Below are 25574 nucleotides of genomic sequence, written 5' to 3' on the forward strand. Positions count from 1 at the left end.
ATAGTCAAATTTCAAAACCAGCTGATGATAACAATTAACGACTAAACCCTTTCAGACAATCTTCTTTATTTTCATTCATGGAGAAAATAATACAAATGTATAAATTTCTCTCCTTAATTTTGGTTTTGATCTGCATTACAGCCGGGTGTACAACGCAGATTTCACAGGAAGAAGCTGAATACGAAAATGCTGATAAAATAAGCGGTGATGACTCCGGCTGTGATTATTCAGAATATCATAGAACTTTTATGGCAGTATATCCGATGTCACAAGATGAGGGCAGGCTATGCTATGATTCCCAGGTTAATTTCCGAGAGTTAAAAGGAGAATATCACCCTGAAGATATTGTTATGAGCTATAGCATCGGTTATATGACAATCTCCCCTGGCAATATGACACCTCTTCACAGACAGATGAACAGATCTGAGTACATCTTTGTAACAAAAGGCACAGCTGAGATTTTATGTGACAGCACAACCGTTTCTATAAAAGCCGGAGAATCTGTCATTCTTCCAAAAAATGTATTACAGTCCGTAAAATCATCAGGAAATGAAGAGCTGGTATATATTACTCTTATAGATCCTGCATATTCAGGTAAATCTGAAATAACCGGTGATAAACTATTGAATATTGATGTCACAACAAACGAAGTCCCTATTGTAATAGAAAACCCGAAAAAAGGCATTGAATGGGACATCGGCTCAGATATGATGATTTATTCAATTGCAAATCCTGCATTAATGCCCTATATGAATTTGCCTTTTGAATACAGCGTTGCCTATGCAGAACTTCTCCCCGGCGGAGTTGCGGAAGAAAATTATCTCAGAGGATCAAGTGAATTAATCTGCGTAATTGAAGGTGAAATTGAGGTTTACGCACCTGGCGGAATTCCTGTAAGTGTTACAGCCGGTAATGCAGCATACATTCCCGCAAACCAAAGCAAAGGCTATAGAAATTCCGGTGAGAAAACTGCAAAAATCCTGAGCATCACAGATCCTGCATGGACTCCGGAAATTTGGGAATCTGTGTGAGAGAAAATTTACTTTCACACCCTGCGCAGAGAATTAATAATACCCTAAATGAAAATAGTAAAAATACGGCAGATATGATTTCTGCTGATAATATTAAAGGTGAAATAATATGGAAAAAGCAAAAACATGCCAGAGCTGTGGTATGCCGATGGCAAAGGAAAGCGACTTTGGAACTGAAAAAGACGGTTCTAGATCAGAGGATTACTGCACATACTGCTACCAGAATGGTGCATATACAGAACCTGAAATAACAATTGATGAGATGGCGAAAAAGGGCGGCGCCATTATGTCTCAGATGTTTGAGATACCTTCTGAAAATGCAGTAAACTTCGCAAAGGAGCAACTATTTGTCCTCAAAAGATGGGCCGGACTTGAAATTCCGTCATGCGAAAGCTGTGGAATGCCGATGAAGGAGGAAAGCGAGTTTGGAACTGAAAATGACGGGTCAAAATCGACAAGATACTGCACATACTGCTACCAGGAGGGTGAGTTCACAGAGCCGGAACTTACCAAAGAGGAGGCAGTGTCAAAATATGCACCGATGATGGCAGAACACCTGAAAATGCCTCTTGATAAGGCAAAAGTGATGGTTGAAAGCTATCTTACAACACTTCCGAGATGGAATAATTAAAACTGTCAGAATTTCTAAATAATTCACAAATTTTTAATAATTCAGAGATTTATTGATTCGGATAATTTTATTCAGTCAATTATTGAAAAAAACGTTCATGAAAAAAAAGTTTTCATGCACTGTTTCATGAAAATCATAATTTGGTTTTCATGGTAAATTAGTTCAGACGGGATTAGTATAAACAATCCGGATTTTATTTTTTGTTGAATTTATATTTTACATTCATCTGAATCATATTAAGCTGTGTTTCGTATCTGGACCAGAGTCTGTCGAAGATAATAAGCTTCTTCTCGGCATTTTTGGATAGAACAGCAACCTGCTTGAATGCCGGATCTCTTAATTTTTCAGGGTTCTTTTCAACAAATTTGACAATCTGATATAGAGCTGTCCTTATATCAGACATGGATGACTGAATATTCTTCATAAGTGTACTGTTTTTCAGAAATTCATCATGAATAGCACCTGATTTTTGTCTTGACTCTTCAATTTCGGTAATGTCTCGCATAACAGTTATCATATGAGAAATAATGCCGTCAGTCTCAAGCGGAATGAAATGGAAGAGCATGTATGTGGTTTCTTTATCATTGCCGTATTTTCTGATGTGCTTAACCTCTTTTCCATTCTTAAAAAGCTCTTCATAAATATTTACACTTGCAATTTTTGAAAACTGGGGAATTTCATAGGCAGGTTTTGTAAGCTGAAGTTTGCTGATTGAAAGACGCCTTGCAAATGAAAAGAATTTCTGGTTGTAATGAGTAATCTCCATTTTATTGCTTATTACAAACACGATGTCATCAAGTGAATTTAAAACCTTGGTAAAAATCACATCGATATCTTTTGAGGCAAAACTTACCTCTCCTGTTTCCTTTTTAAAAATCAGAATTTGCTCATCGAAATTATCACCATAAGATTTTATGAATCCTGAGAGGACAGATACTTTTTGTGAATTCCCGTCAGCTTTTTTTAAGAGCACTTTATCCGGCCAGACACAGACTTCATCATCCTCTCTTTCAGATTCATCCTCAGTATCAATTAGAGATAAAAATTTCCTCCCAATAAGTTTGTTTCTGTTAAAGCCTGTTAAAAACTCCATCTCTTTATTTATTCTTGTGACAGCTCCCCTTTTGTTTATAGTAATTGCCGCCGCAGGAATTTCCATAAGGCCGGTTTCAGCTGGATCTGTGTTTGCAGAAGTCTTGTTTATACGCGATTTTTCCTCTGCCTTATGCCTGTTTATTGCTAAATCTATTGATTTTAGTATCTGTTCGTCTGTGAAGGGCTTTAAAACTACAACAGGGTTGTTTAGTTTTTTAACGATCTCCAAAACCTCAAGGTCACTCTCACCAATGATGAAAAGGACAGGTATTTTGTAGTTTTCAATGATTTTTGACGCCGCATCAATTATTCCTGCACTTCCTGAGATTCCTATCCGCATTATTACAAGGTCGGGTTTGTTTGCGCCTGCCTGCTGAATAGTATCAAAGGCGTCAACGCTAAGGCCTGAAATTTCGTAATTATTATTCCTAAGCAGATTTCTGATTTTAATTGCATTTGATACTTCATCATCGGTAATTAGTATTTTTTCTTTAGCCATTGAAAAACAACTCTTTAATAATTTGTCCTGAAATTTGGATTTAATTAGATAATTTTTGACGGATGATTTCTGATACAAACTTCAATATCTCATCTTTGTCTTTTGATGCGTCTATAATTACAAAACGCACCGGATCTTTTTCTGATTGTTCAAGGTAGTTTTTCTGAACATTTTCCAAAACGCTTTTGCATTCAAAGTGTTCACTGTCTGTTCTTTCTGCCTGTATTCGTTTTAGTGATTCATCAACAGGCAAAACAAGAAGAAAAGTGATGTCCGGAATTATTGTCCAGTCGTTGTGAATGTCAGAAAGCCATTTTTTCGGGTCTTTTAGATGACCTTTTAATGTCTCTGACTGGTAGGCATATCTCGAATCTGTATATCTGTCAGATATGACTATTTTTTTATCTTTCAATGCAGGCCTGATTACCGTATCCAGATGTGCGGCGTGGTCTGCGACAAACAAAAGGGCTTCTGCAACCGGATCTATTTTTTCCTTTATTCCGCGTCTGACCTGGGCACCTATCCATGTTGCGCCGGGCTCTCGTGTAAAAACAGGACTTATGTCACTTAATTCTTCAATAAGACCTTTTATAAGGGTTGACTTTCCGCTTCCGTCAATTCCTTCTATTGTTACCAGCATACTTCTCCATCCTCCAGGATTTCAACAGGAACTTTGCCTTTATGAACTGCTGTTGCAATAATTGCGCCATCATATCCTGCCTCATAAAGTCTTTTTAGATCAGACATATCCGAGACGCCGCCGCCGTAGATTAGTGTTTTTGGATAGACTTTTCTAATTTTTTCAATGTCAAGTCCGCCCATCCTGTCTTCAGATCCGACACTTGAGAGATTCATGACAATTGCTCCTTCAAAATCCCAGTCACTGCAGGCAAGAAAAGATTCAACCGGGGATTTTTTGTCAGGATATGTAAGATTGTCCTTTATTACTATGCTGAAATACTCAAAAGGAAAATCCTGCTGGTTTTTTGGGCATGTTTCGGTGCTTATGACATTTTTTATCCAGTCTTCGTGCATTGCATCTTCAGGTCTTTTTGCACCCCTGTTCAGAATTGCAGATTCTGCAGTTCCCCTGCATGCTAAAATTTCTTTATCGTTATCGCCTGTTCCTTCAATTCTGTCGAGGTCGGCTAAATAAACATTCTTTGCCTTCATCTCTTTTAGATATTCACAGGGGACTGTTGAACTGGCAATTCCCCAGTCCAGCGGCCGGTAATCATTTCTCAGGCCTTTATATCCATGGACTACGTTTCCTTTTAGAATATCAACAGCAAGAAAAATTTTCATAAAATAAACACCGTAATTGTTGTATTATTTTTTCTCTATTATAGATCTCTTCCTGATAAGTACTAATAATTGCGGATCTGTATCCGTGTTCTTTTTTTCATATTTACTCCAAAATTTGCGCTTTTTTAGTGATATTCTCTAACGATAGACAATTATGTAATGATTATCTGTCAAAATGACAACTACTAAAACTGCTTTAATGCCTGTCAGCCGCACATTTTTCTGCGCAGTTTTTTAATTCTTACAGACTTTTTTTATCAGACACTATAAAAACAAAGAAAAAAGTGGAGATGTATCTAAATTTGAAATCTGGGTGAAATATGTGGTTTTTTTGTCTTCAGCAGATTTAGTGTTGATATAATAATCACTAATTATGTGAAATGACAAAAAATAAGTATGGATTTGTTAGTTAGTCCGGCAAGCGTTGAGGAAGCAAAATCTGCGCTTTCCGCTGACATAATTGATGTGAAAAAACCCTCTGAAGGCTCTCTTGGAGCAAATTTCCCCTGGGTTATTTCTGAGATAAAAAGCATGACAGAAAAGCCTGTCAGCGCTGCAATTGGTGATTATAGTTTTCTTCCCGGAAGTGCATCACAGGGTGCTTTTGGCGCGGCATGTGCCGGTGCTGATTTTGTAAAAGTAGGCCTGATGTTCAAAGGGGATGATAATGCTCTTGAATTCATAAAAGCTGTTACTAAAGCTGTTAAGTGGAAGTTCCCTGAAAAGACAGTTGTTATTGCAACCTATGCGGATTATGACAGGGTTGACTCAATCTCTCCTTTTGATATGGCACCGCTTGCACAGAAGGCCGGCGCTGATATTGCAATGATTGATACTGCAGTAAAGGATGGAAAAGGACTTTTTGACTTTTTAAACGAAGATGAGCTTACTGCATTCACAAACAAAAACCGTGAACTGGGTCTTAAAACCGCGCTTGCAGGTTCTCTTAAGTTTGACGACCTTGAATTGCTAAAAAAGATAGATCCTGAGATAATTGGTGTCAGAGGGATGGTCTGCGGAGGCGACAGGAGTGCGGTTATAAAAGAGAGTCTTGTGCAAAAGGCTATGACTCTGGTCAGGTGAATATACTATATGTATAAAGAAAAACTGGACATGATAACCGGTTACACCTTTGATGATGTTTTGCTAGTTCCGGCTGCATCGTCCGTTGAGCCGAGTGAGGCCAATGTCTATTCACGTTTTTCAAGGAATATCAGATTATCAATTCCTCTCGTATCTGCCGCAATGGATACTGTCACAGAGTCTGGAATGGCAATTGCACTTGCACGCGCCGGCAGTATCGGAGTCATCCATAGAAATCTTTCTCCTGAACGCGAAGTTGAGGAGATAACACTTGTCAAGCAGGCAGGAGACTTTATAGAAAGAGATGTTTTAACAGTAAAATCTGATGCAACCGTTTCTGATGTCGATTATATGATGAAGGAGAGAAATATTGGCGGACTTCCGGTTATGGATGACGGCAAAATCATCGGAATTGTCTCACGCCGTGATCTCCGTGGTATTGCTCCTTCGCGTTCTTCTGAAAATATCAGAAATGTAATGACAAAAAGCCCGATTACAGTTGATGATTCAATTAAAATTGAGGATGCGCTTGAGGTTATGTATGCAAATAAGGTCGAGCGTCTTCCTGTTGTTGATTCTAAAAACAGTCTTATAGGAATCATTACAATGCAGGATCTCCTGGAAAGACAACAGTATCCAAACGCAAATCTGGATAAAAATGGCAATCTGATGGTTGCAGCGGCAGTAGGTCCGTTTGACATCAAAAGAGCCCGGATGCTTGATAAGGCAGGATGCAATGCACTTGTTGCAGACTGTGCACACGGGCATAATCTCAATGTTGTAAAATCAGTTAAAAAGATGAAGGAGACTGTCTCCTGCGATGTTATTGCAGGAAATATTGCAACCGGTGAAGCGGCGGCAGAGCTTTGTGATTTTGTTGACGGAGTAAAGGTTGGAATCGGGCCTGGGTCAATATGCACAACAAGGGTTGTTGCGGGTGTTGGTGTTCCACAGATTACAGCTATTACATCAGTTGCTGAAGTTGCGTCAAAGATGGATATACCTGTAATTGCAGACGGCGGCATAAGATACAGCGGTGATGTTGCAAAAGCAATTGCCGCTGGTGCAGACTGTGTTATGATGGGAAGTTTGTTTGCAGGAACAGATGAGGCACCAGGACGTGTAATTGCTATCAAAGGTCGAAGATACAAGCAGTATCGCGGAATGGGATCACTTGGAGTAATGACAGGAGGTCATTCAAGCGACAGATACTTCCAGAAGGACATTGGGCAGAATAAATATGTTCCTGAGGGAATTGAGGGTGCAACACCTTATGTCGGATCAGTTTCTGAGGTCATATATCAGCTTGTCGGCGGCCTTAAATCAGCTATGGGCTATACAGGATCTTCAACAATTGCGGATATGAAAGAAAAAGCAAAGTTTATCAGAATAACATCTGCAGGACAGGTGGAAAGCCACCCGCATGATATTCTGATAACTGATGAGGCGCCTAATTACAGGCTGTCCAATTAAATATCTTTTTATAAGATATATACTAACTTTAGGTATATATGCTGGAGGGTGATGATGTCTCCCGCCTGCTTGACATTCTCGGAAATAAAAATCGCCGCAGAATAATACAGCTTTTAAGGCAAAAACCCTGTTTTGTTACTGAAATATCAGACAGACTTATGCTTAGCCCTAAAGCTGTTATTGAGCATCTCTCAATGATGGAGAGGGAAGACATTTTAGAATTCAGGAGTGATATCAACAGAAGGAAGTATTACTATCTTTCAAAAGATTTTCGGATAATGATTGATCTTGAAAGTGTAAGAGCTAAAATACCATCTGAAATTCTCCAGAATACCGATATAATCGGGCGCACAGTAGATAAGATAAAAAGCATTCAGGAATTGATGGATTCAAGGGCAAATCTTATATCTGATCTTGAGTATTTAGAAAGAGACATCGACAAAAAAATAAGGGAATTAAAAGTCTCCTGCAAAGGACTATTAGATAGTGAGACAGAGGTAAATCTGGTACTTGCGCTTGCAAGTTATGAGATGGATATTGTCTCTCTTGAAGAGTTCTTAGAAGTTCCCGGAAAGGAGCTTTTTGATGTTTTGGAAGGCTTAACAGCCAAAGGTATTGTGGAGCGAACAGGCAACCTTTACAGGGTGTGTGAATTATATGGCAAATGAACCAAACGACGACGTATTTAAAAACCTTGCAAAAGTGATGGAAGATATAATCAGCAGTCTCCCTCTTGATGAGAACGCACGTTTTGTAGGGTGCACAATTATTTCAGGACATGGCGAAGAGCCGCGTATTTTCCAGATGGACGGCCAGTCAGGCAATGAGGATGATCTGGAATATGAGGTGATGGAAGGTCCTGAGAAGGTTTATGTGACAGTAGAACTGCCTTCGGATGTAATCACAAAGCCTTACATTGATATCCAGCCCGAGTTTGTACGTATATGTTTTGATGAAAGTGAAAATTCAATCAGACTTCCGTGCATGGTCCAGGCAGGCCAAAGCGTCAGCAATATCAAAAACGGGATTTTAGATATAATTTGTGACAAGCTTGAAATTTCAGAGGCGGCAGAATAGTTTCTGATTAAATAAAGACCGGACAACAGTAAATAAAGACTAAAAACTAAAAACTAAAAACTCTAAAGAATATAAGAAATAATTACAACAAATAAAAAAATGAAAATAAAATTCAAAATCCTAAAAAAAAGGATTCTTATGTTTTTTTAACGGAGCACGATTTTTTTTAGAACGCATCTGTATTTTATTTTTTTTACTTTATACTTCTTTTTTACTGTATAATTTTTGTTTTTTTGTAAACATCACAGCAATAATGCTTAATTAAACAGCAAATATATCATGATGTTTACTGTAACAGAAGTGTACAACAATGCCGGGAACAAGCCGGATGTTATTTTTGATTTTGGTTTTGCCTGTTTCATAAAAGAGGCGGGTATTTTGTTTGACACCGGTGCAAAAGAGGATGTTTTGAGGAAAAATATGTCGCTTCTTGGCATAAATCCGGATGAAATAAAGGCGGTGTTTTTGTCCCATGATCACTGGGATCATAACGGAGGGGCAGGTATTTTGAAAGGTTTGTCTTCAAGTATCAAATCATATGCTTTAGAGTCTTTTTCAGATGAAACTCTTGATTTGCTCTCCAAAAATACAGATTTAAATATTGTTTCCGGATGGGAGGAGATAATGCCGGGCTTTTTTTCAACAGGGCCTTTAGGTGATGATATAATTGAGCAGTCACTTGCTATAAAAAAAGATAGCGGATTTGTTGTGATAGCCGGCTGTTCACATCCGCATATTAAGAATATATTGTCTTTTGTAAGAGAAAGAGGAGATGTGTCCGGTTTAATTGGCGGACTACATGATGTCTCTGATGAAGACATTAAATCTTTATCAAAAATTCCGTATCTTGCCCCTTCACACTGCACAAAAAGGCTTGATGAGATAAAAGAGTCTTATCCTGATAATTTCAGGGAGGGGGGCGCAGGGGTTACACACAATTTCAGCTGATCTTTGTTTGTAACTAATATTGTATTTAATAATACATCTTTTTATAATTCAAAATTTATTTTTAGATCCCGAGGATGATATGCCAAGTGATTTAATGAAACAAACATTAACCATAATACTGGATATTTGAATGCTTTCAACAATGGGATTTAAAGAGAGAAGATATATAGAAGAGCTTAGAATTGTAACAAAATCCACCGCTCTGGACTGTATTATAGATGATTCTTTTGATCGGATAATCTATGTGATAAAAAAGGGTGATATGGGGTTTGCAATTGGAAAAGAAGGAGTAAATATCAAAAAAATGCAAAAAGTTCTTGGCAGAAGAGTTGAGATGGTTGAGGAGAATGGTGAACTTTTTGCTTTCATCGAAAATATCTTCAAACCTGCGCATATAGTGGATGTGGCTGAGGATGAAGAATCCAAAAAGCTCAATATCTTTGTTAAAAGTAGATCAGATCTTGGAATTGCGATAGGAAAGAGCGGATGCAATATTGAAAAAGCCAGAATTCTTGTTCAAAAACACTTTGGCAGGGAGATAGGAGAGATTATATATTCTGAGGGAAGTGTAAATTAATGAATACATCAGTTTTTGAGGAGGTCTGGAAGACAATCTGTTCCCGTATTGAAAATCCTCCTGAGAAGAGTTATGTGGTTGATATTCTAACACACAGAAAGGGAATTGACAAATCACTTGAAAAGGTGGGTGAAGAGGCAACAGAATTCATACTTGCCGCCAAAAATAATGATTATGATAATCAGGTCTATGAAGCAGCAGATCTGTTTTTCCACCTTATGCTTGCGTTAAAGGCAATTGATGTTGAATTTTCAGATGTCATAGCCGAACTTGAAAGAAGGCACAAGTAAAGCCGGATAAAAATCCGGATGAAAACAGGATTAGTAAATCAATAATAACACTTTTTTTTCAAAATAAGTAATTTCAGATTTGCATATCCAAATCAATAAACTGGGAATGGTAATTTAAAATTTGTAAAATCCAAATCAATAAACCGGAATTAATAATTCTAAATTACCTGGTCTGTATTGATTTTAAAAAACGTAATTGCTCTCTAAAAAATGATAAAAAAATGAGAAAAAACTTAAAAAAATCAGATTGTCTGATTTTTAAGGTTTTGTTTTTTTTATCCAATAATTTCTGCTACTTTTTCAGGGTTGTTTTCAATCCATTTTGAAGCAGCCTCTTCTACAGGTATTCCTGATTCAACATCGTACATTATTGATTCCATGTCAGATGCATCCCAGTAGAAGCGCTCAAGTATTGCATAAACTCCTGGTTTGTCTTCATTAAGACCGGTTCTTGCAAGTGAGCCAATGAACTCCTCTCCGCCGTAAACACCTTTTGGATCTTCAAGATATTTGAGATCAAATCTTGCAAATTTCCAGTGTGGTGTCCAGCCGGTAACAACAATCCATTTTTCATCCTTCACTGCTTTAGAAAGCTCTGCTGCCATTCCTGCACTACTGCTTGAAAGAATTGTATAATCCAGACCATATTCTTCGATTGCATCGTCAGTGTTTGACATAATTCCGGCACCAGGCTCTATTCCTGTGATAGTATTGCCAAATTTATCAGCAACTGAGTTCATCTCTTCAATTGAATCAATTGTGACATATGTTGGAACAACAAGACCGATTTTTGCTCCGTCCAGGTTGTGTCCTACAAGATCAATACTGTCTCCGTATTTCTCCCAGTAGCTTGCCTGTGTTGCCGGAAGCCATGCGGATATTGTCAGATCAAGGTTGCCGTCAGCAACTGCCTGATACAAAGGTCCTGCATCCACTGCTACAAGTTCAACATCGTATCCTGCTTTTTCATAAATTTGTTTTAAAACGTTTGTACTTGCAATTTCAGAATCCCATAATACATATCCGATTTTAACATCGCCTAAGGATTGCTGTTGAGTAGGTGTTGCATCAGTTGGAGTCTGTCCGGCAGGGGCATCTCCTGTTCCTGTACATCCTGCAATCAGGACAAAAGATAAAAGAAGAGCAATTCCTGCTGTAAATAATTTTTGTCTTTTTTCAGTCATTATATCACGTCCATTTTGGCAATTAAAGTAATTCTATTATAAATAATTATGCTTAAAATGCCGGTTTAGCAGAACAGGAAATTAAAGTATCCTGTCCTGCCTTTTCCTATGTCCCTGACTTTATTTAGTAATAACTGATTTGAAAAATCTAAGATTTTATGAGGTTTTGTGTAATTCGGTCAAGTATAATCGCGATTATTACAATTGCCAGACCAGCTTCAAATCCTCCTCCAATATCTACTCTTTGAATGCCGTAAAGAACATTTAAGCCAAGACCTGCCGCTCCAATCATTGAGGCAATAACTGTCATTGAAAGTGCCAGAAGAATACACTGATTTACTCCTGTCATTATTGTAGGAAGTGCTACAGGAAGCTGGACTTTGAAAAGCTTCTGCCTTGATGTTGCACCAAACGAATCTGCAACCTCATTTAGTTCCAGAGGTACCTGTCTGATTCCAAGGTTAGTTAAGCGTATAGCCGGAGGCATTGCAAATATAATGGTTGCAATAACACCCGGAACATTTCCAAGTCCGAAGAATATAACCGCAGGAATAAGGTAGACAAAAGAAGGCATTGTCTGCATTAAATCTAAAAATGGTCTTGTTATGCTGTTTGCAATATCACTTGAAGAAGCCCATATTCCTACGGGAATTCCAATTATTAAAGCTATAATTGAAGCTGTAATTACTAATGCCAGAGTCTGCATTGATTCATTCCAGAGATTCAGATTCAAAATTAAAAAAAGTCCTGCGGCAATCAGAATTCCTGAGATGTTATTTTTCCTGGAAACATACCATCCTAATGCCGCAATTATAAGAATCATAAGAAGGGGAGGTATGAATAAAAGAACTGCCTGAAGACTTTTTATGAAAATGTCTATAAATCCGCTTATTGCGTCAAGGAGCCATCCGAAATATGTGTCTATTCCGTCAACTAATGCCTCTACTCCGTCTCCCAGCGGAATTTTAGGAATAATTCCTGTACCTGTCATATCAGATCACCTCCATTCGTGCAAGTGCTGCCAGAAGAGATCCTTTTATTATGATTCCCTTCATTTTGTCGTTTTCGTCAAGAACAGCAATAGGGTATGGAGAATCTGCCATTACTGGTATTATGTCTGCAATGGAGGTTGTTGTTTTTACAACCGGAATGTCTGTTTTGATAATGTCTGCAAGTTTATTCCCCTCTTTTTTTGCTTTTGTCGCATCTTCTGCAAGAATTAGTCCTTCATACTTTCTGCCTTTTGATACTACAAATACACTGGATATTCCAAATTCTTCCATGAAGTGAAGGGCGTTGTTCGGGCCGGAGTCTATGGATATTAGTGGTTCTGGTTTTTTCATGACATCAGATGCACAAAGAACTTTTACCATATCGACGCCTTCTACAAATTTCTCAACGAATTTGTTGGCAGGGTTTGTCAAAATTTCTTCGGCGTTTCCAATCTGAAGAATTTCTCCGTCTTTCATGAGTGCTATTCTTGTTCCAAGTTTTAGCGCCTCGTCAAGGTCGTGGGTTACAAAAATAATGGTTTTTTGAAGATTTTCCTGAAGCGTAAGGAGTTCATCCTGCATATCGCCTCGTATCAGTGGGTCTAATGCACTGAATGCTTCATCCATTAATAAGATGTCAGGATCTGATGCAAGCGCTCTTGCAAGCCCGACTCTTTGCTGCATTCCTCCTGAAAGTTCAGATGGCCGGCTTTCTTCATATCCGTCAAGGCCGACAAGTTTTATTGCATCTTTTGCTTTTTTATATTTTTCCTCATCAGAAACACCCTGAATTTCAAGTCCGAATGCAACATTGTCAATGATGCTTTTGTGGGGGAGAAGTGCAAAGCTTTGAAAAATCATTGCAATTTTATAGCGGCGAAGATTCAAAAGTTCCTCTCCTTCGATTTTAGAGATGTCATTTCCGTCAATTATAATCTGTCCATGTTCGGGCGTTATCAGTCGGTTTATACATCTTAGAAGAGTTGATTTTCCGCATCCTGAAAGACCCATTAAAACAAAAATATCTCCGGAGTAAACTTCAAAATTTAAATCTTTTAAAGCTACATTCTGACCGGTTTTTTCAAAGATCTCTTTTTTTGAAAGCCCTTCTTTTATGTATTTATCTGCCTTTTCAGGTTTTGATCCAAATATTTTGGTGAGGTTTTTTATCTCCACCATTACTTTTTCAGAGGAATTGTTGTCTGTTGATTCATTCACAATTATCTCTCCTGTAAAATACTTTTAATGACATCTGATATACCCCTTCTAATTAATATATTGTAAGTGTTTTGGTAAAGGGGCCTGAGAAAATCTCTGATTTGCTATAAAAATCAAAATTCCTGATAAACTTATCATCACTTTTTGGTTTAAATTATTTTTTGAAATAACAGTGTCTTAAAAAATCAATCTGATTTATTGTTTGATTATCAGTTTAAACCTTTTTTGAAAAGAAAAGAATTTTAAATTAAAAATTCATCAGGATTTATATCCGGTTTTTTGTTCTTAAACATCAAAATGTTCTGACTTTTATCTTTATTTTTTTGTGGGTGGAAGGATTTTGACTCATTTTTTTAACAGATTTTTTCACCCTCATTTGCGCGTACCTATAAAAAGAACCAGAAAAAGACCGAATCAGCGTTTTTGACACCACCCTGAAGTGACCAAAACGCACAAAATCTGCCATAACTTAACAAGGTTTATATGTGACAAAATACCACTTTGTAAAGCCGAAGTATTCTGGTGAAAAAGGCTCTAAAATTGCCTGAAAGTAAAAAACGCCGAATATACGGAAAATAAATTAAGTATGTGGACTGTTCAGATGACTCAGTCATCTGTTACGAGTTTCCTGACTTTATGCGAGACAAACAACAGGCTTTATAATCTAATAACGCCAATATGTTATCTCACAATTCTTGATGGGGAGCCGAAACCGCCCGGATGGGGGCGTCGGTTCTGACGTTGGCATTGACAATGCGGAAATCTATTTAGTAACCGCTAATTCCTTTGTGATTTTAAAAAACTGAAATAATGTGAGCTTATAGCTTACAGGTTTATACAAGTCGATAGAACAAGTGTGCCGAAGTGAAAAGTATCTTCAATAATAATTAATTCTGGTTGATCCTGCCAGAGGTCACTGCTATCGGGGTTCGATTAAGCCATGCGAGTCGAGAGGGTTCAGACCCTCGGCGGACTGCTCAGTAACACGTGGATAACCTGCCCTAAGGTGGAGCATAACCCCGGGAAACTGGGGATAATACTCCATAGGTTAGAGATACTGGAATGTTCTTTAATCAAAAGTTCCGGCGCCTTAGGATGGATCTGCGGCCGATTAGGTAGTTGTTGGGGTAACGGCCCAACAAGCCTGTAATCGGTACGGGTTGTGGGAGCAAGAGCCCGGAGATGGAATCTGAGACACGATTCCAGGCCCTACGGGGCGCAGCAGGCGCGAAAACTTTACAATGCAGGAAACTGTGATAAGGGAACCCCGAGTGCCCGTATACGCGGGCTGTCCGGGTGTATAAAAAGCATCTGAAGAAAGGGCCGGGCAAGACCGGTGCCAGCCGCCGCGGTAATACCGGCGGCTCGAGTGGTGACCACTTTTATTGGGCTTAAAGCGTTCGTAGCTGGACTCTTAAGTCTCTTGGGAAATCCCGCGGCTCAACCGTGGGGCGTTTAAGAGATACTGGGAGTCTAGGAACCGGGAGAGGTAAGAGGTACTTCGGGGGTAGAAGTGAAATTCTGTAATCCTCGAGGGACCACCGATGGCGAAGGCATCTTACCAGAACGGCTTCGACAGTGAGGAACGAAAGCTGGGGGAGCGAACGGGATTAGATACCCCGGTAGTCCCAGCCGTAAACGATGCGCGTTAGGTGTACTGGTGACCACGAGTCACTGGGGTGCCGAAGGGAAACCGTGAAACGTGCCGCCTGGGAAGTACGGTCGCAAGGCTGAAACTTAAAGGAATTGGCGGGGGAGCACCACAACGGGTGGAGCCTGCGGTTTAATTGGACTCAACGCCGGAAATCTCACCGGATAAGACAGCGGAATGATAGCCTGGCTGAAGACCTTGCTTGACCAGCTGAGAGGAGGTGCATGGCCGTCGTCAGTTCGTACTGTGAAGCATCCTGTTTAGTCAGGCAACGAGCGAGACCCACGCCAACAGTTGCCAGCATGTTCTCCGGAATGATGGGGACACTGTTGGGACCGCCTCTGCTAAAGAGGAGGAAGGAATGGGCAACGGTAGGTCAGCATGCCCCGAATTATCCGGGCTACACGCGGGCTACAATGGTCAGGACAATGAGAAACGGCACTGAAAAGTGTAGTTAATCTCCTAAACCTGTCCCAAGTTCGGATTGTGGGCTGCAACTCGCCCACATGAAGCTGGAATCCGTAGTAATCGCGCTTCAAAACAGCGCGGTGAATAAGTCCCTGCTCCTTGCACACACCGCCCGTCAAACCATCTTAGTGAGGTTTGGATGAGGCTGTAGTTATTGCTACAGTCGAATCTAGGTTTCGCAAGGAGGGTTAAGTCGTAACAAGGTAGCCGTAGGGGAATCTGCGGCTGGATCACCTCCTAACGACAGATCACACATTAGCTGGTTACTAAATAGACCGTAAAATTGTCGATGCCAACAGAAATAGAGAATAAAGTTCAGGGGCTCATAGCTCAGCTGGAAGAGCGCGGCGTTTGCAACGCCGAGGCCGGGGGTTCAAATCCCCCTGGGTCCACTTAAGCTGAATTTTAACCGATTCAGCTTTACGATGCACCCGGAAATGTGAATTACCGGGGAAGGTCTGAGAGTCAGCACGCGACGCAACTGACTCGTTGACGACATGCACAGGTATACAACACACTAGACGTTAAATGGATTTTAGCGGTTAAACCGATACAAAAAATTGCTGAATTACATTAAGCCTGTCAGTGAATGGCTCGGTTCGAGTGCCGATGAAGGGCGTGCCAAGCTGCGATAAGCTCCGGGAAGACGCAAGGGTTCTATGATCCGGAGATCCCCGAATGGGACATCCTATGCCTTAATGGCATGATTGGTAACAATCGGTAACCTCCCGAATTGAAACATCTTAGTAGGGAGAGGAAGAGAAATCAAACGAGATGTCGTTAGTAAAGGCGATCGAAAACGACAGAGTTCAAACTGAATCCCGCTTACGCGGGAGATGTGGTGTTATAGGCTCACTGTTCGTCTAAAGATTCGAAGTGGAATTTTTTCTGAAACGTCAAACCATAGAGGGTGACAGTCCCGTACATATAACAATCTTTAGATAAGTGAAGTCCTGAGTAGCGCGGGTTGGAATTCTCGCGTGAAATCGGGGGTCATCAACCTCCAAAACTAAATACTCCTCGAAACCGATAGCGCAATAGTAGCGTGAGCGAAAGCTGAAAAGTAACCCTGGAAAGGTGGTTAAAAGTGCCTGAAACTGGCAGGTGATTGTGTGTTATGGCGTTAAAGGATCTTTGCACCGAAAGAACAAGTCGCGAGGCTTTAGTATGGGGTGCATTGCCAGCGTCATAACTTACGTTTTGAAGAACGGGCCAGAGAGTTTATTCTGTTGGCGAGGTTAACCTTACGGGAAGCCGAAGCGAAAGCGACAAGTCCGTAGTTTATACATGGGACGGCGTATTAAAAGTGCGCGAAGTCAGCAGGATAAGACCCGAAGCCCGGTGATCTATGCGTGGGCAGGCTGAAGGGTGACGAAAGTTGCGTGGAGGGCCGAAGCGGTATTGATATGCAAATCATTCGTGTGACCTGCGTATAGGGGTGAAAGGCCAATCGAACCGGGCATCCGCTGGTTCCTCTCGAAACATGCCGTAGCATGACCTGAGCAGAGATAGACGGTGAGGTAGAGCACTGATTGTGGGAGTTGGGGGAGAAATTCCTTACCCTGCTGTCAAACTCCGAATTCCCCGTCGTCGTAGAAGCTTGGAAGTCCGCATTACGGGGTAAGCTTGTAATGCGTAAGGGAGACAACCCAGACCGTGGTTAATGTCCCTCAGTGTAGGTTAAGTGTAAACACTAAATGAGGTCCTAGGTCAAAGACAACTGGAAGGTGAGCTCAGAAGCAGCTATCCTTTAAAAAGTGCGTAACAGCTTACCAGTCGAGATTTAGGGCGCAGAAAATGGACGGGGCTCAAACCTACCACAGATACCACGGACCACAGCAATGTGATGGCGTAGAGAGGCGTTCTGCATGGGCAGAAGCAGGGGTGTAAGCTCCTGTGGACCGTGTAGAAATGAGAATTCTGGCATTAGTAGAAGCAAAGTTGGGTGAGAATCCCAACCGCCGAAGGGGCTAGGTTTCCTCGACAATGTTCGTCAGTCGAGGGTTAGTCGGTCCTAAGTTGTACCGTAATTCGAGTACAGCGAAAGGGAAACAGGTTAATATTCCTGTACCATCTGTCAATCATCCTGACGTTTCAGGATATGTTTAGCAGGGCTGTCGCCCTGTTCAAGCGTATAATCCTTTGGAGAACCGTAATGGTGAGAATTAGGAGAAAGCGTGATGAAGTAATTAAGCAAACTCCCGGAACCCGTGAAAAGGGGACAAGATGACCGTACCGAGATCTGACACAGGTGCCCCTAGCTGAGAAGGCTAAGGCGTGTCGGTTTAATTGTGTTTAGGGAATTCGGCAAAATAGCCCCGTAACTTTGGAATAAGGGGTGCCTGCCCAGCGATTGGGCAGGTCGCAGTGACCAGGGGACTCCGACTGTCTAATAACAACATAGCAGACTGCAACTCGGAAACGACTAGTATAGTCTGTGATTCCTGCCCAGTGCAGGTATCTGAAAACCGGGTACAACCGGACGAAGGACCTGTAAACGGCGGGGGTAACTATGACCCTCTTAAGGTAGCGTAGTACCTTGTCGCTTAATTGGCGACTTGCATGAATGGATTAACGAGAGTCCTACTGTCCCAAACACAAGTCCGTTGAAGATTTTATCCTAGTGCAGAGGCTAGGGCCTCCATATGGGAAGTGAAGACCCCGTGGAGCTTTACTGCAGCCTGTCGTTGTGTTACGATATTCCTTGCGCAGAGTAGATGGGAGACGTTGATCCGTTCCTCGTGGGGAACGGTTAGTCGCAATCTGAGACACCATCCTTGGTTTATTGTAACACTAACTCTCTTCTGAGAGGACATCGGTAGGTAGGCAGTTTGGGTGGGGCGCCACACCCTCGAAAAAATATCAAGGGTGCCCCAAGGTCAACTCATGTGAGTCAGAAACTCACAGGAGAGTGTCAAGAGCAAAAGTTGGCCTGACGCTGATACGCATAGCAAGTATCTGCGAGAGGAAACTCGGGTCTAACGAACCAATACGCGCTTTTGATGAGTGCTATTGACGACAGAAAAGCTACCCCGGGGATAACAGAGTCGTCGCCGGCAAGAGCACATATCGACCCGGCGGCTTGCTACCTCGATGTCGGTTCTTTCCATCCTGGCTGTGCAGCAGCAGCCAAGGGTGAGGTTGTTCGCCTATTAAAGGGGATCGTGAGCTGGGTTTAGACCGTCGTGAGACAGGTCGGTTACTATCTATATGGAGTGTTGGGAGTCTGAAGGCAAGACGGAAATAGTACGAGAGGAACTTTCCGTCGTCGCCACTGGTAGACCGGTTGTCCGACAGGGCAATGCCGGGTGGCTACGCGATAAGGGGTAAAAGCTGAAAGCATCTAAGCTTGAAATCCAGCCTAAAAAGAGACTCCGCTAAAGGACACGGGTAAAAGACCCGCTTGATAGGCCTGGGATGTACGCACGAAGGCAACGACGTGTTCAGTCCACAGGTACTAACGTCCGATAATTCAGTAATATACGGTTAAAACCGCTAAAATTCAGACGAAATCTAGATTGTGTTGTATACTTATCCGTCACCGGAAAAAATATAAGAATCGTAAGGTTCAGTCCTTACTTCCGGTTTTCAATTGCGGCCACAGCAACGGGGCAACACCCGGACTCATTCCGAACCCGGCAGTTAAGCCCGTTTACGTCAGATGCGGTACTGAGATACGCGAGTTCTCGGAAAACATCTAACGCTGCAATTGTTCTTGAAAGAGAAAGTCTTTTTTGTTAGTTTTTTTATGTTTAAAGTTCTATTTTGCTTTAGTTTCATCTTTTATGTTCTACCGGGAAGTTTTTATCCTTGGAAGTTTTTTTGTGAAAGTTTATTTATAAAAAAAAATGTGAAATATTTATCTTTTTTCAGTATTTCAATTATTTATATTAGATTTCTTATAAATTTCAATATTTTTTTAAACTTTTTCTTCATCTCTACCAAAGTTTATTATCTATCTAAATCTACTTTTTTTGCAATGTATGGATTATACAGCTATCCTTTTCACATTGAAATGGAAGGGATAACTATTGATGTCACAGAAAAAAATGGAATTTACAATTATATCCGGGAATGTTGCGGAAAAAAATTTAAAACCCTTATCGCCGCAGACAAGGGAAAAATACATATAAATCCTGTAGAACCTGTAAATCTTCCACAAAATATCACAAGATTTCTGGAAATTGATATTGACAGAATATTGATTGCTCCAAATACTGAAGAAAAGTTATATCTGACTTTTCCAATCGAAATAGGCGTATTTTTAGAATCCGGTAATGATATAGAGATAGTTGATTTATTTACCAGAACTGATCCTAAATATTCTTTGTATGGAACGCCTACAGACGGTAATATAGTCAGATATAGCAAAAGCAGTATTTACAAGGAACTCCCTGAAATTGATATTTTAAAGGAAGGTGTCCTTGAATTTAATATAATTAACAATGACAGCAGTATTCATTCTGTTTCAAAAGCTGTGTTTGACGGATATGGTATGAAAATGTATTATGGAGAAGATCTTGTTTCAATGATTGCCCACATGAAGATATATCAGAAGAATAACGCCACAACAGAATTTTTAAATCTTCCAATACTTCCTGATATGGAAAAATCAATAGAGCTTTACATGACCAGAAATATTTCTGTGATGAAAAAAAATTATATGATGGAATGGGGATTTGATTGAGCATTAATGTTACAGCTATATTTTATCATCCTTTAACAGAAAGTGGTCTTACTACAGCAGATTTGATAATTTTCTTTTTAATACTGTTATCCTCATTAATAATTGCAAAAGTAATTTCTGTTAATTTAAAACGTCGCATATCTGACCGGATGCCTGAAAGTGACAAGGAAAGTCTGTCAAAAGTAATTTCGCTTATAATAATTGTAGTTGGTATTTTACTTGCTCTTCCTTATTTAAAGATTGATTTGTCTGCTATCTTTGTAACCGGTGGTTTAATGGCAATAGTTGTTGGTATTGCCGGACAGAATTTTTTTTCTAATGCAATATCCGGTATAATTCTTTTCTTTGAAAGGCCGATAAAAATTGGAGATAATATTGGTGTTGGAGATATAACAGGGACAGTTGAGGATATTCAGATATTATCTACTGTCATAAAGACATATGACGGAATATTCACCAGGATTCCCAATGAAAAAATGTTTACAGCAGAAATTCAGAATTATGTAGCCCATATTGTCAGAAGATTTGAATATACTGTGGGAATTCGTTATGAAGATAATGCAGAACTGGCCGCAAATATTATCTGGGAAGTAATAAACAAGCATCCATTTGCATTGAAAAATCCCGTTCCGTCCATATATGTGGATGAACTGGCTGATAACGGAGTGAATCTAAAGATAAGAATATGGTCTCCGTCATCAGTGTGGTGGGATGTAAGAACTGAGTTATTATGGAAAATTAAGATAGCACTTGAAGAAAACGGTATAGAAATTCCATTCCCCCAGAGAACACTTTGGTTTGCTGAAGAACTGAAATACAAACAGTCGGATGAATGGTCAGTTGGAAATCAACAGGGAAATCAAAATTGAATTTTTTTGATTCACCTGAAAATACATTTGATTTCTATGAAAGTCAAAATTCCTAATAAACTTTCATCACTTTTTGTGTGATGAAAAACGCTCATCATGTGCGTTTTACATGAAAGTTACTTTGTAACTTACATGAAACCGGTGCATGGAATATAATTTCATGGACGTTTTTTAACAATTAAAGGATAAAAAAGATCTAAAGGGAAAAAAATATATGAAATTTAATAACATTTTTTCAAATTTAGATAAAATATTAATTTATTCGTTATTTTTAAGATTTATTTATGTTTTCTGCGTTCTTTTTTTCCCTGTTGTCAATCCTGTAATTATCAGAATTGTCAAAAGTGCACCACCTTTTAAGATTATATCAAATTCAAGCTGAATCAAAAAGAAAATACATGTCATAAGACCTATGGCTGGAATAACAGGTATTTTAAATAAACTCCATTTGATTTTAAAAGGCCTTTTATAGTCCGGATATTTGAATCTGAGAATAATTACTGAAGAATTGATGACTGCGAATGTCACAAAAAGTGTGAAATTTGCAAGATATGCAACGTCACTGATGTTTCCAAATCCAAGAAATATTATTGAGGCAATTCCTGCCGTAATTATTGCAAATGTCGGAGTTTTATGTATTTCATGGACTTCAGCAAATTTTTTTGGAAGATTTCCTTTTTTTGCCATGCCGTAGATTATCCTTGAACCTGAAAGAAGCATCAGAAGAACTGTATTTGCGGTTGCAAAAAGAGCGATTGCAGAAAATAGTGTATATCCGCCTGGAAATGCTATTCCTGCAACCTTTGCAAATGGATTAGATGATCCTGCAATTTCCTGCCAGCCGCCTATACTGACGATTGATATTGAGACTGCAACGTATAGAACAATTGTAATAAGCACTGCAAAAATCAGACTTTTGGGAATGTTTTTTTCAGGTTCTATAGTCTCTTCAGAGAGTTTTACAATCTCTTCAAAGCCCTGAAATGCGAAAAACAAAAGTGCTGACGCCTGAAAAATTCCGGCAAAGCCAAGAGGCATTGCAAGGTAATCAACATCTCCTATGTATGGAAGGCCAAGCAGGATAATTCCTACAATTCCTCCTGCTTCTATTATTGTGCATATTATTGCAACTTTTGCTGACTGTTTAATGCCGATAAAAATTAATAATGATGATGAAGCTATTAAAAAAATGGCAGAAAGAATTATTGGGAAATTTATAAGGCCGTTTAGGTATCCTCCAAATCCAAGTGCCACAGTAGATGATCCTAAAATGCCTGAAAATACAACAAGCATACCAATAACAAATCCGGTTGTCGGGCCTATGGAGTGTTTTGTATATTCATATTCTGCTCCTGCGAGTGGAAACATTGATGAAAGCTCCATGTAGGAAAGACCAGTGAATAATGCAATCAATGAAGAAAGCATAAATGAGAACCATAGTGCGTTTCCGGCCATAGATGCGGCTTCGCCTATAAGTGCATAAATCCCGGCTCCAAGTATTACGCCAATTCCTGTAATTGTTACTTCCGGCAGAGTTAGTGTTCTTGCAAGGGCCGGAATTTTGTCAGGTTTCATTTAATCTCTGAATTAGTTTATGGTATTCCTGATTATAAATGATAGCAATTCTTTTTTTTAAAGATTTTTTCAGGGTATTGTATTTTTAGAGCATTCCTCTTTTTACAATTATACGATTGAAAAAAATAGATTTTTGTAGCGTAATAGATTTTTATAGCAAAATACGTTTAAAGTAAAATATGATGTTTGATATAAATAAAAGGAGTAAGGAATTTTAGTTTAATATTTTGTATTGGTATTTTACTTTCACAATGCATGCATTGCATTGATATTGAATGATTCTTAATAATAAAATTATGAAAAATGTTGAGATGAGTAAAGAAGGTACATTTTTGGTCATTAAGGTTGATCTTTCAAAGGATTTTGGGGAGTCAAAGTCAGGCAAATCAATTACCATTGCATCCACTGAAGGAAATATATCAGTACCCGGTGATGACGACATTAAAATCGGGCTTAATATTTACAAAAAGAAATAGATTTGGATTTGAGAGAATAGATTGAAAAAAAATGAAACAAATGATATTTCTGAAAAACGAAATCATTGTTTGAATTTCTTTAATTATTTCAAAACATCTATCTTTTCTTATGAAACATAGATGATAATCAGAATGATTATATCGCGCATATTTAATTTTCATATCATCTGATTTTGCCTGACTCATAGATTTTGAATTTTTATTAATTTAAATTTCATCGAATAGAATGGTATTTTCTTTTATCATCAATGTTTGAACTTCAAATTTCAGAAGGAAAAAAGGAAAACTTTTTTTGGATTCTCTAATTATATTGCATAATATTCACTATTGTTAGTGATTTGTGAATAATAATTTCTATAAATTTTAAGAATAAATATATTTAAATTGATTATTGTTTTTAGGAGAAGTATTTTTCAGATAGATTTATCTAATGAAATTTTCATAATCAGAAAATATGGTAACAAGAGATAATATCAGGTTGTTCATTGACGGTATACAGACTAATAACCCAGGTCTTTTAATAGCATCTGCAATTGGTCTTAAAAATACTGATGACGAATCACACATTCCTATATTGATAGATGCATTGAAAAGGCTGAATGATTCAGAAGCAATTTTGGATGAGATTCAAAGGAAGGAAGTGAATACTCAGATTATTTCAGCCATTGATACATTAAGTAGATTCTAGATTTTTTTAAAAGATTGGATAAATATTTAATTGCAGTAAAATCACCTATCCTGAAAAAAGTTCATAATATTATCATTTCATGCAACAGTTTCATGTAAGTTACGAAGTAACCTTCATGTAAAATTATTATTGTTCATAATTACTATTGTAAATAGCGCTAATTTTTAAAAGATATTTTAAAAAATAAAAAAAATTAATTGAATGAACTATATTTATTTTCAGCCTGAACCAGGCGAGAAGGACGAGCCTGTTTCCGGTGTCACAGATACCAGGACATATTTAGGAAAAGATCAGCGAACCTCCTGTTGCAGTAGTGAAACGGTGCAGCGGTGGAGGGGGCGAATTCCTCACCAGAGGTGGTGAGAAATGATTTTTTTTATTGTACCGGTCGGGACTTGCGAATCTCATATCGCAAAAACGACCTTGTTTTATCCGGCTGAGCTGGTTTTTATTAAGCCCGCAGGGGGCCTGCCTTATCGTCCCGGCCCCTGCTTATGTGTGGTGTATCCCCGCTTCGCATCACCAGCCTATGTTCCTGTTCTGATTATGACAAAGGTGGATTTAGTTTTCATTGTCGGACTGCAAAGTCTGCATGAGGGCATAGAAATGCTCAGGCTTCCCGGTACTAAAATAATCATACCATGATTCCAGTGTGTCTGACTTAAAAACACCTAAATGCTCAATAATTTGTTTCGCCCAAAGCAATGCTCCGGTGGAACCTGCAGTAATAAGGTTATTATCCGCTACCGATGGTTTGTCTACATAAAAATTTTGACCTTTATAACCGGGAGAAAACATTTCAAGAAATCCCGGTCCGTTGCTGGTATGCGGACGATTATTAAGCAGCCCAAAATTGGCAAGTGCAGTGGTGGCCCCGCAGATTGCACACACCGTAGCGCCTGATGAGAGAAGTTCGCCTGCTTTTTCTATAATTGCGCCATGCTTTTTATCGTTCCATGTATTTGCGCCCGGCAACAGCAAAATGCTTTTTTCACTCACAACAATATCATCAGTTAAGCAATCGGGCACAATTTTCATCCCGCCCATTGTAATGACCGGTTCTTTGGAATAACTGACCGTTTTAAGCGCAACACGCTCTGCGTCTTTTTTGAAAAAACGCCCCGAGTTCAGCTCCGAAGTAACATATCCCAGTTCCCAGTCGGCTAAAGTATCAGGAACGTAAACATAGATTGTAAACATAAATTTCCTCTAATTTCATTATATCTCTAATTTGCCGCCTCTATAATAGTATGGGCACAAATACCATGCCCCTGCCGGCTGTGTATATTGTGTGCGTCCAGTACACATTTTTGAAACTTATTTTGTGATGACTGTACACATTTTTCTAACTTAATGTTGAAAGAAGGCATAGTTTTGAAAGATGTCTAAACATTCACCCTGCCTTTTAGATTATTGAAAGTAATTATAAATCCAGAAGATCTTTCAAAAGTTCTTTTATGCATTCCAGATCACTTTTGGACAATTTCCCTGCTTTTCTGATGAATCTGTCTTCATCAAGTGATGAAACCTGAAAGCACATTGCAAAACTTAAACTCGAAAGACCATTCTTTGAGTCCGGTTCAACCATATGTGTATGTGGGAAATTAGCGGCATTTTCTGATGTAGTAAAAGGAACGACCGTGTGCATCCCAAAAGATTTTGCAAGAACGACTGCCGGGCGGGTCCCTGACTGTTCATGCCCGCGACTGTTTTCAAGTTCAATGAACCAGACTTCGCCCGGGTCCTGAAATATCATT

The 25574-nt window shown here is 39.3% G+C and carries 22 protein-coding genes, 1 tRNA gene and 3 rRNA genes; 17 read left to right on the forward strand and 9 right to left on the reverse strand.

What is annotated here, in order from left to right; translation table 11 throughout:
- Nucleotides 1-119: 119 nt before the first annotated feature.
- Entirely contained in the window at nt 120-1031 is a 912-nt protein-coding gene (locus tag L1994_RS01820) for a cupin domain-containing protein (RefSeq protein WP_278099995.1), read from the forward strand.
- 109 nt (nt 1032-1140) lie between these two features.
- Complete coding sequence (locus L1994_RS01825) at nt 1141-1662, forward strand: zinc ribbon domain-containing protein (RefSeq protein WP_278099996.1); 522 nt, start codon at nt 1141-1143, stop codon at nt 1660-1662.
- 193 nt (nt 1663-1855) lie between these two features.
- Here the strand turns inward: L1994_RS01825 and L1994_RS01830 are convergent, their stop codons facing one another.
- From L1994_RS01830 to L1994_RS01840, 3 genes are read right to left on the reverse strand one after another with little or no spacing between them, the layout of a single operon-like run.
- Entirely contained in the window at nt 1856-3256 is a 1401-nt protein-coding gene (locus L1994_RS01830) for a PAS domain-containing protein (protein ID WP_278099997.1), read from the reverse strand.
- 40 nt (nt 3257-3296) lie between these two features.
- Nucleotides 3297-3896: a dTMP kinase gene (gene tmk, locus L1994_RS01835; protein WP_278099998.1), complete on the reverse strand. Its 600-nt coding sequence runs from the start codon at nt 3894-3896 to the stop codon at nt 3297-3299.
- Complete coding sequence (locus L1994_RS01840) at nt 3887-4561, reverse strand: HisA/HisF-related TIM barrel protein (protein WP_278099999.1); 675 nt, start codon at nt 4559-4561, stop codon at nt 3887-3889. The genes tmk and L1994_RS01840 overlap by 10 nt, the downstream gene beginning before the upstream one ends.
- A gap of 396 nt (nt 4562-4957) precedes the next feature.
- Here L1994_RS01840 and L1994_RS01845 point away from each other — a divergent pair, with 396 nt between their 5' ends.
- The 7 genes from L1994_RS01845 (at nt 4958) to hisE (ending at nt 10009) form a co-directional block, all read left to right on the forward strand.
- Nucleotides 4958-5644, forward strand: a complete 687-nt coding sequence (locus L1994_RS01845) for a (5-formylfuran-3-yl)methyl phosphate synthase (protein ID WP_278100000.1) — start codon at nt 4958-4960, stop codon at nt 5642-5644.
- A gap of 9 nt (nt 5645-5653) precedes the next feature.
- Nucleotides 5654-7117, forward strand: coding sequence for an IMP dehydrogenase (gene guaB / locus L1994_RS01850; protein ID WP_278100001.1), 1464 nt, complete (start codon nt 5654-5656; stop codon nt 7115-7117).
- A gap of 38 nt (nt 7118-7155) precedes the next feature.
- A complete protein-coding gene (locus L1994_RS01855) occupies nt 7156-7785 on the forward strand; it encodes an ArsR/SmtB family transcription factor (RefSeq protein WP_278100002.1) in 630 nt (209 codons plus the stop codon).
- Complete coding sequence (locus L1994_RS01860; RefSeq protein ID WP_278100003.1) at nt 7775-8194, forward strand: heat-shock protein Hsp90; 420 nt, start codon at nt 7775-7777, stop codon at nt 8192-8194. Before L1994_RS01855 ends, L1994_RS01860 begins: the two co-directional genes overlap by 11 nt.
- Nucleotides 8195-8473: 279 nt before the next feature.
- Entirely contained in the window at nt 8474-9142 is a 669-nt protein-coding gene (locus L1994_RS01865; RefSeq protein WP_278100004.1) for an MBL fold metallo-hydrolase, read from the forward strand.
- Nucleotides 9143-9272: 130 nt separating this feature from the next.
- Nucleotides 9273-9719, forward strand: coding sequence for a NusA-like transcription termination signal-binding factor (locus L1994_RS01870; protein ID WP_278100005.1), 447 nt, complete (start codon nt 9273-9275; stop codon nt 9717-9719).
- On the forward strand, nt 9719-10009 hold the full coding sequence (hisE, locus tag L1994_RS01875) for a phosphoribosyl-ATP diphosphatase (protein WP_278100006.1): 291 nt from the start codon (nt 9719-9721) through the stop codon (nt 10007-10009). The genes L1994_RS01870 and hisE overlap by 1 nt, the downstream gene beginning before the upstream one ends.
- A 275-nt stretch (nt 10010-10284) precedes the next feature.
- Here the strand turns inward: hisE and L1994_RS01880 are convergent, their stop codons facing one another.
- The 3 genes from L1994_RS01880 to L1994_RS01890 form a co-directional block, all read right to left on the reverse strand.
- Nucleotides 10285-11193 (reverse strand): glycine betaine ABC transporter substrate-binding protein, encoded by a 909-nt coding sequence (locus tag L1994_RS01880; protein ID WP_278100007.1) that lies wholly within the window; start codon nt 11191-11193, stop codon nt 10285-10287.
- 148 nt (nt 11194-11341) lie between these two features.
- Complete coding sequence (locus tag L1994_RS01885) at nt 11342-12184, reverse strand: ABC transporter permease (protein ID WP_278100008.1); 843 nt, start codon at nt 12182-12184, stop codon at nt 11342-11344.
- Between the two features lies 1 nt (nt 12185).
- A complete protein-coding gene (locus tag L1994_RS01890; RefSeq protein ID WP_278100009.1) occupies nt 12186-13403 on the reverse strand; it encodes a quaternary amine ABC transporter ATP-binding protein in 1218 nt (405 codons plus the stop codon).
- 890 nt (nt 13404-14293) lie between these two features.
- On the opposite strand from L1994_RS01890, the gene L1994_RS01895 reads away from it, so the two are divergent.
- From L1994_RS01895 to L1994_RS01920, 6 genes are all read left to right on the forward strand, one after another.
- Nucleotides 14294-15761, forward strand: a 16S ribosomal RNA gene (locus tag L1994_RS01895).
- Between the two features lie 80 nt (nt 15762-15841).
- Nucleotides 15842-15914 (forward strand) — tRNA-Ala (locus tag L1994_RS01900).
- A gap of 167 nt (nt 15915-16081) precedes the next feature.
- A 23S ribosomal RNA gene (locus L1994_RS01905) occupies nt 16082-19002 on the forward strand.
- Nucleotides 19003-19112: 110 nt separating this feature from the next.
- Nucleotides 19113-19234 (forward strand): 5S ribosomal RNA (gene rrf, locus L1994_RS01910).
- The 16S, 23S and 5S rRNA genes sit together here with 1 tRNA gene alongside, the layout of an rRNA operon.
- Nucleotides 19235-19501: 267 nt before the next feature.
- A complete protein-coding gene (locus tag L1994_RS01915; RefSeq protein WP_278100010.1) occupies nt 19502-20209 on the forward strand; it encodes a DUF432 domain-containing protein in 708 nt (235 codons plus the stop codon).
- Nucleotides 20206-21078 carry a mechanosensitive ion channel family protein gene (locus L1994_RS01920; RefSeq protein ID WP_278100011.1) on the forward strand — a complete coding sequence of 291 codons (873 nt, stop codon included), beginning with the start codon at nt 20206-20208 and terminating at the stop codon, nt 21076-21078. Before L1994_RS01915 ends, L1994_RS01920 begins: the two co-directional genes overlap by 4 nt.
- Before the next feature lie 282 nt (nt 21079-21360).
- Here the strand turns inward: L1994_RS01920 and L1994_RS01925 are convergent, their stop codons facing one another.
- Nucleotides 21361-22653 (reverse strand): APC family permease, encoded by a 1293-nt coding sequence (locus L1994_RS01925; protein WP_278100012.1) that lies wholly within the window; start codon nt 22651-22653, stop codon nt 21361-21363.
- Between the two features lie 311 nt (nt 22654-22964).
- On the opposite strand from L1994_RS01925, the gene L1994_RS01930 reads away from it, so the two are divergent.
- Nucleotides 22965-23129 carry a hypothetical protein gene (locus L1994_RS01930; RefSeq protein ID WP_278100013.1) on the forward strand — a complete coding sequence of 55 codons (165 nt, stop codon included), beginning with the start codon at nt 22965-22967 and terminating at the stop codon, nt 23127-23129.
- 454 nt (nt 23130-23583) lie between these two features.
- Nucleotides 23584-23817: a hypothetical protein gene (locus tag L1994_RS01935; protein ID WP_278100014.1), complete on the forward strand. Its 234-nt coding sequence runs from the start codon at nt 23584-23586 to the stop codon at nt 23815-23817.
- A 561-nt stretch (nt 23818-24378) separates the two neighbouring features.
- Here the strand turns inward: L1994_RS01935 and L1994_RS01940 are convergent.
- Both L1994_RS01940 and L1994_RS01945 read right to left on the reverse strand, forming a co-directional pair.
- Nucleotides 24379-25017 (reverse strand): type 1 glutamine amidotransferase family protein, encoded by a 639-nt coding sequence (locus L1994_RS01940; protein WP_278100015.1) that lies wholly within the window; start codon nt 25015-25017, stop codon nt 24379-24381.
- Nucleotides 25018-25240: 223 nt separating this feature from the next.
- The gene (locus tag L1994_RS01945; protein ID WP_278100016.1) at nt 25241-25573 is read right to left on the reverse strand and encodes a type II toxin-antitoxin system PemK/MazF family toxin; all 333 of its coding nucleotides are present in this window, start codon (nt 25571-25573) and stop codon (nt 25241-25243) included.
- Between the last annotated feature and the right edge of the window lies 1 nt (nt 25574).

It is taken from the genome of Methanomicrobium antiquum (genome assembly GCF_029633915.1).
In the GTDB taxonomy this organism is placed as follows: domain Archaea; phylum Halobacteriota; class Methanomicrobia; order Methanomicrobiales; family Methanomicrobiaceae; genus Methanomicrobium; species Methanomicrobium antiquum.

Coding starts and splice junctions, on each gene's coding strand:
- L1994_RS01825 (WP_278099996.1), top strand. CDS start 1,141: ATGGAAAAAGCAAAAACATGCCAGAGCTGTGGTATGCCGATGGCAAAG.
- L1994_RS01830 (WP_278099997.1), bottom strand. CDS start 3,256: ATGGCTAAAGAAAAAATACTAATTACCGATGATGAAGTATCAAATGCA.
- tmk (WP_278099998.1), bottom strand. CDS start 3,896: ATGCTGGTAACAATAGAAGGAATTGACGGAAGCGGAAAGTCAACCCTT.
- L1994_RS01840 (WP_278099999.1), bottom strand. CDS start 4,561: ATGAAAATTTTTCTTGCTGTTGATATTCTAAAAGGAAACGTAGTCCAT.
- L1994_RS01845 (WP_278100000.1), top strand. CDS start 4,958: ATGGATTTGTTAGTTAGTCCGGCAAGCGTTGAGGAAGCAAAATCTGCG.
- guaB (WP_278100001.1), top strand. CDS start 5,654: ATGTATAAAGAAAAACTGGACATGATAACCGGTTACACCTTTGATGAT.
- L1994_RS01855 (WP_278100002.1), top strand. CDS start 7,156: ATGCTGGAGGGTGATGATGTCTCCCGCCTGCTTGACATTCTCGGAAAT.
- L1994_RS01860 (WP_278100003.1), top strand. CDS start 7,775: ATGGCAAATGAACCAAACGACGACGTATTTAAAAACCTTGCAAAAGTG.
- L1994_RS01865 (WP_278100004.1), top strand. CDS start 8,474: ATGATGTTTACTGTAACAGAAGTGTACAACAATGCCGGGAACAAGCCG.
- L1994_RS01870 (WP_278100005.1), top strand. CDS start 9,273: ATGCTTTCAACAATGGGATTTAAAGAGAGAAGATATATAGAAGAGCTT.
- hisE (WP_278100006.1), top strand. CDS start 9,719: ATGAATACATCAGTTTTTGAGGAGGTCTGGAAGACAATCTGTTCCCGT.
- L1994_RS01880 (WP_278100007.1), bottom strand. CDS start 11,193: ATGACTGAAAAAAGACAAAAATTATTTACAGCAGGAATTGCTCTTCTT.
- L1994_RS01885 (WP_278100008.1), bottom strand. CDS start 12,184: ATGACAGGTACAGGAATTATTCCTAAAATTCCGCTGGGAGACGGAGTA.
- L1994_RS01915 (WP_278100010.1), top strand. CDS start 19,502: ATGTATGGATTATACAGCTATCCTTTTCACATTGAAATGGAAGGGATA.
- L1994_RS01925 (WP_278100012.1), bottom strand. CDS start 22,653: ATGAAACCTGACAAAATTCCGGCCCTTGCAAGAACACTAACTCTGCCG.
- L1994_RS01930 (WP_278100013.1), top strand. CDS start 22,965: ATGAGTAAAGAAGGTACATTTTTGGTCATTAAGGTTGATCTTTCAAAG.
- L1994_RS01935 (WP_278100014.1), top strand. CDS start 23,584: ATGGTAACAAGAGATAATATCAGGTTGTTCATTGACGGTATACAGACT.
- L1994_RS01940 (WP_278100015.1), bottom strand. CDS start 25,017: ATGTTTACAATCTATGTTTACGTTCCTGATACTTTAGCCGACTGGGAA.
- L1994_RS01945 (WP_278100016.1), bottom strand. CDS start 25,573: ATGATATTTCAGGACCCGGGCGAAGTCTGGTTCATTGAACTTGAAAAC.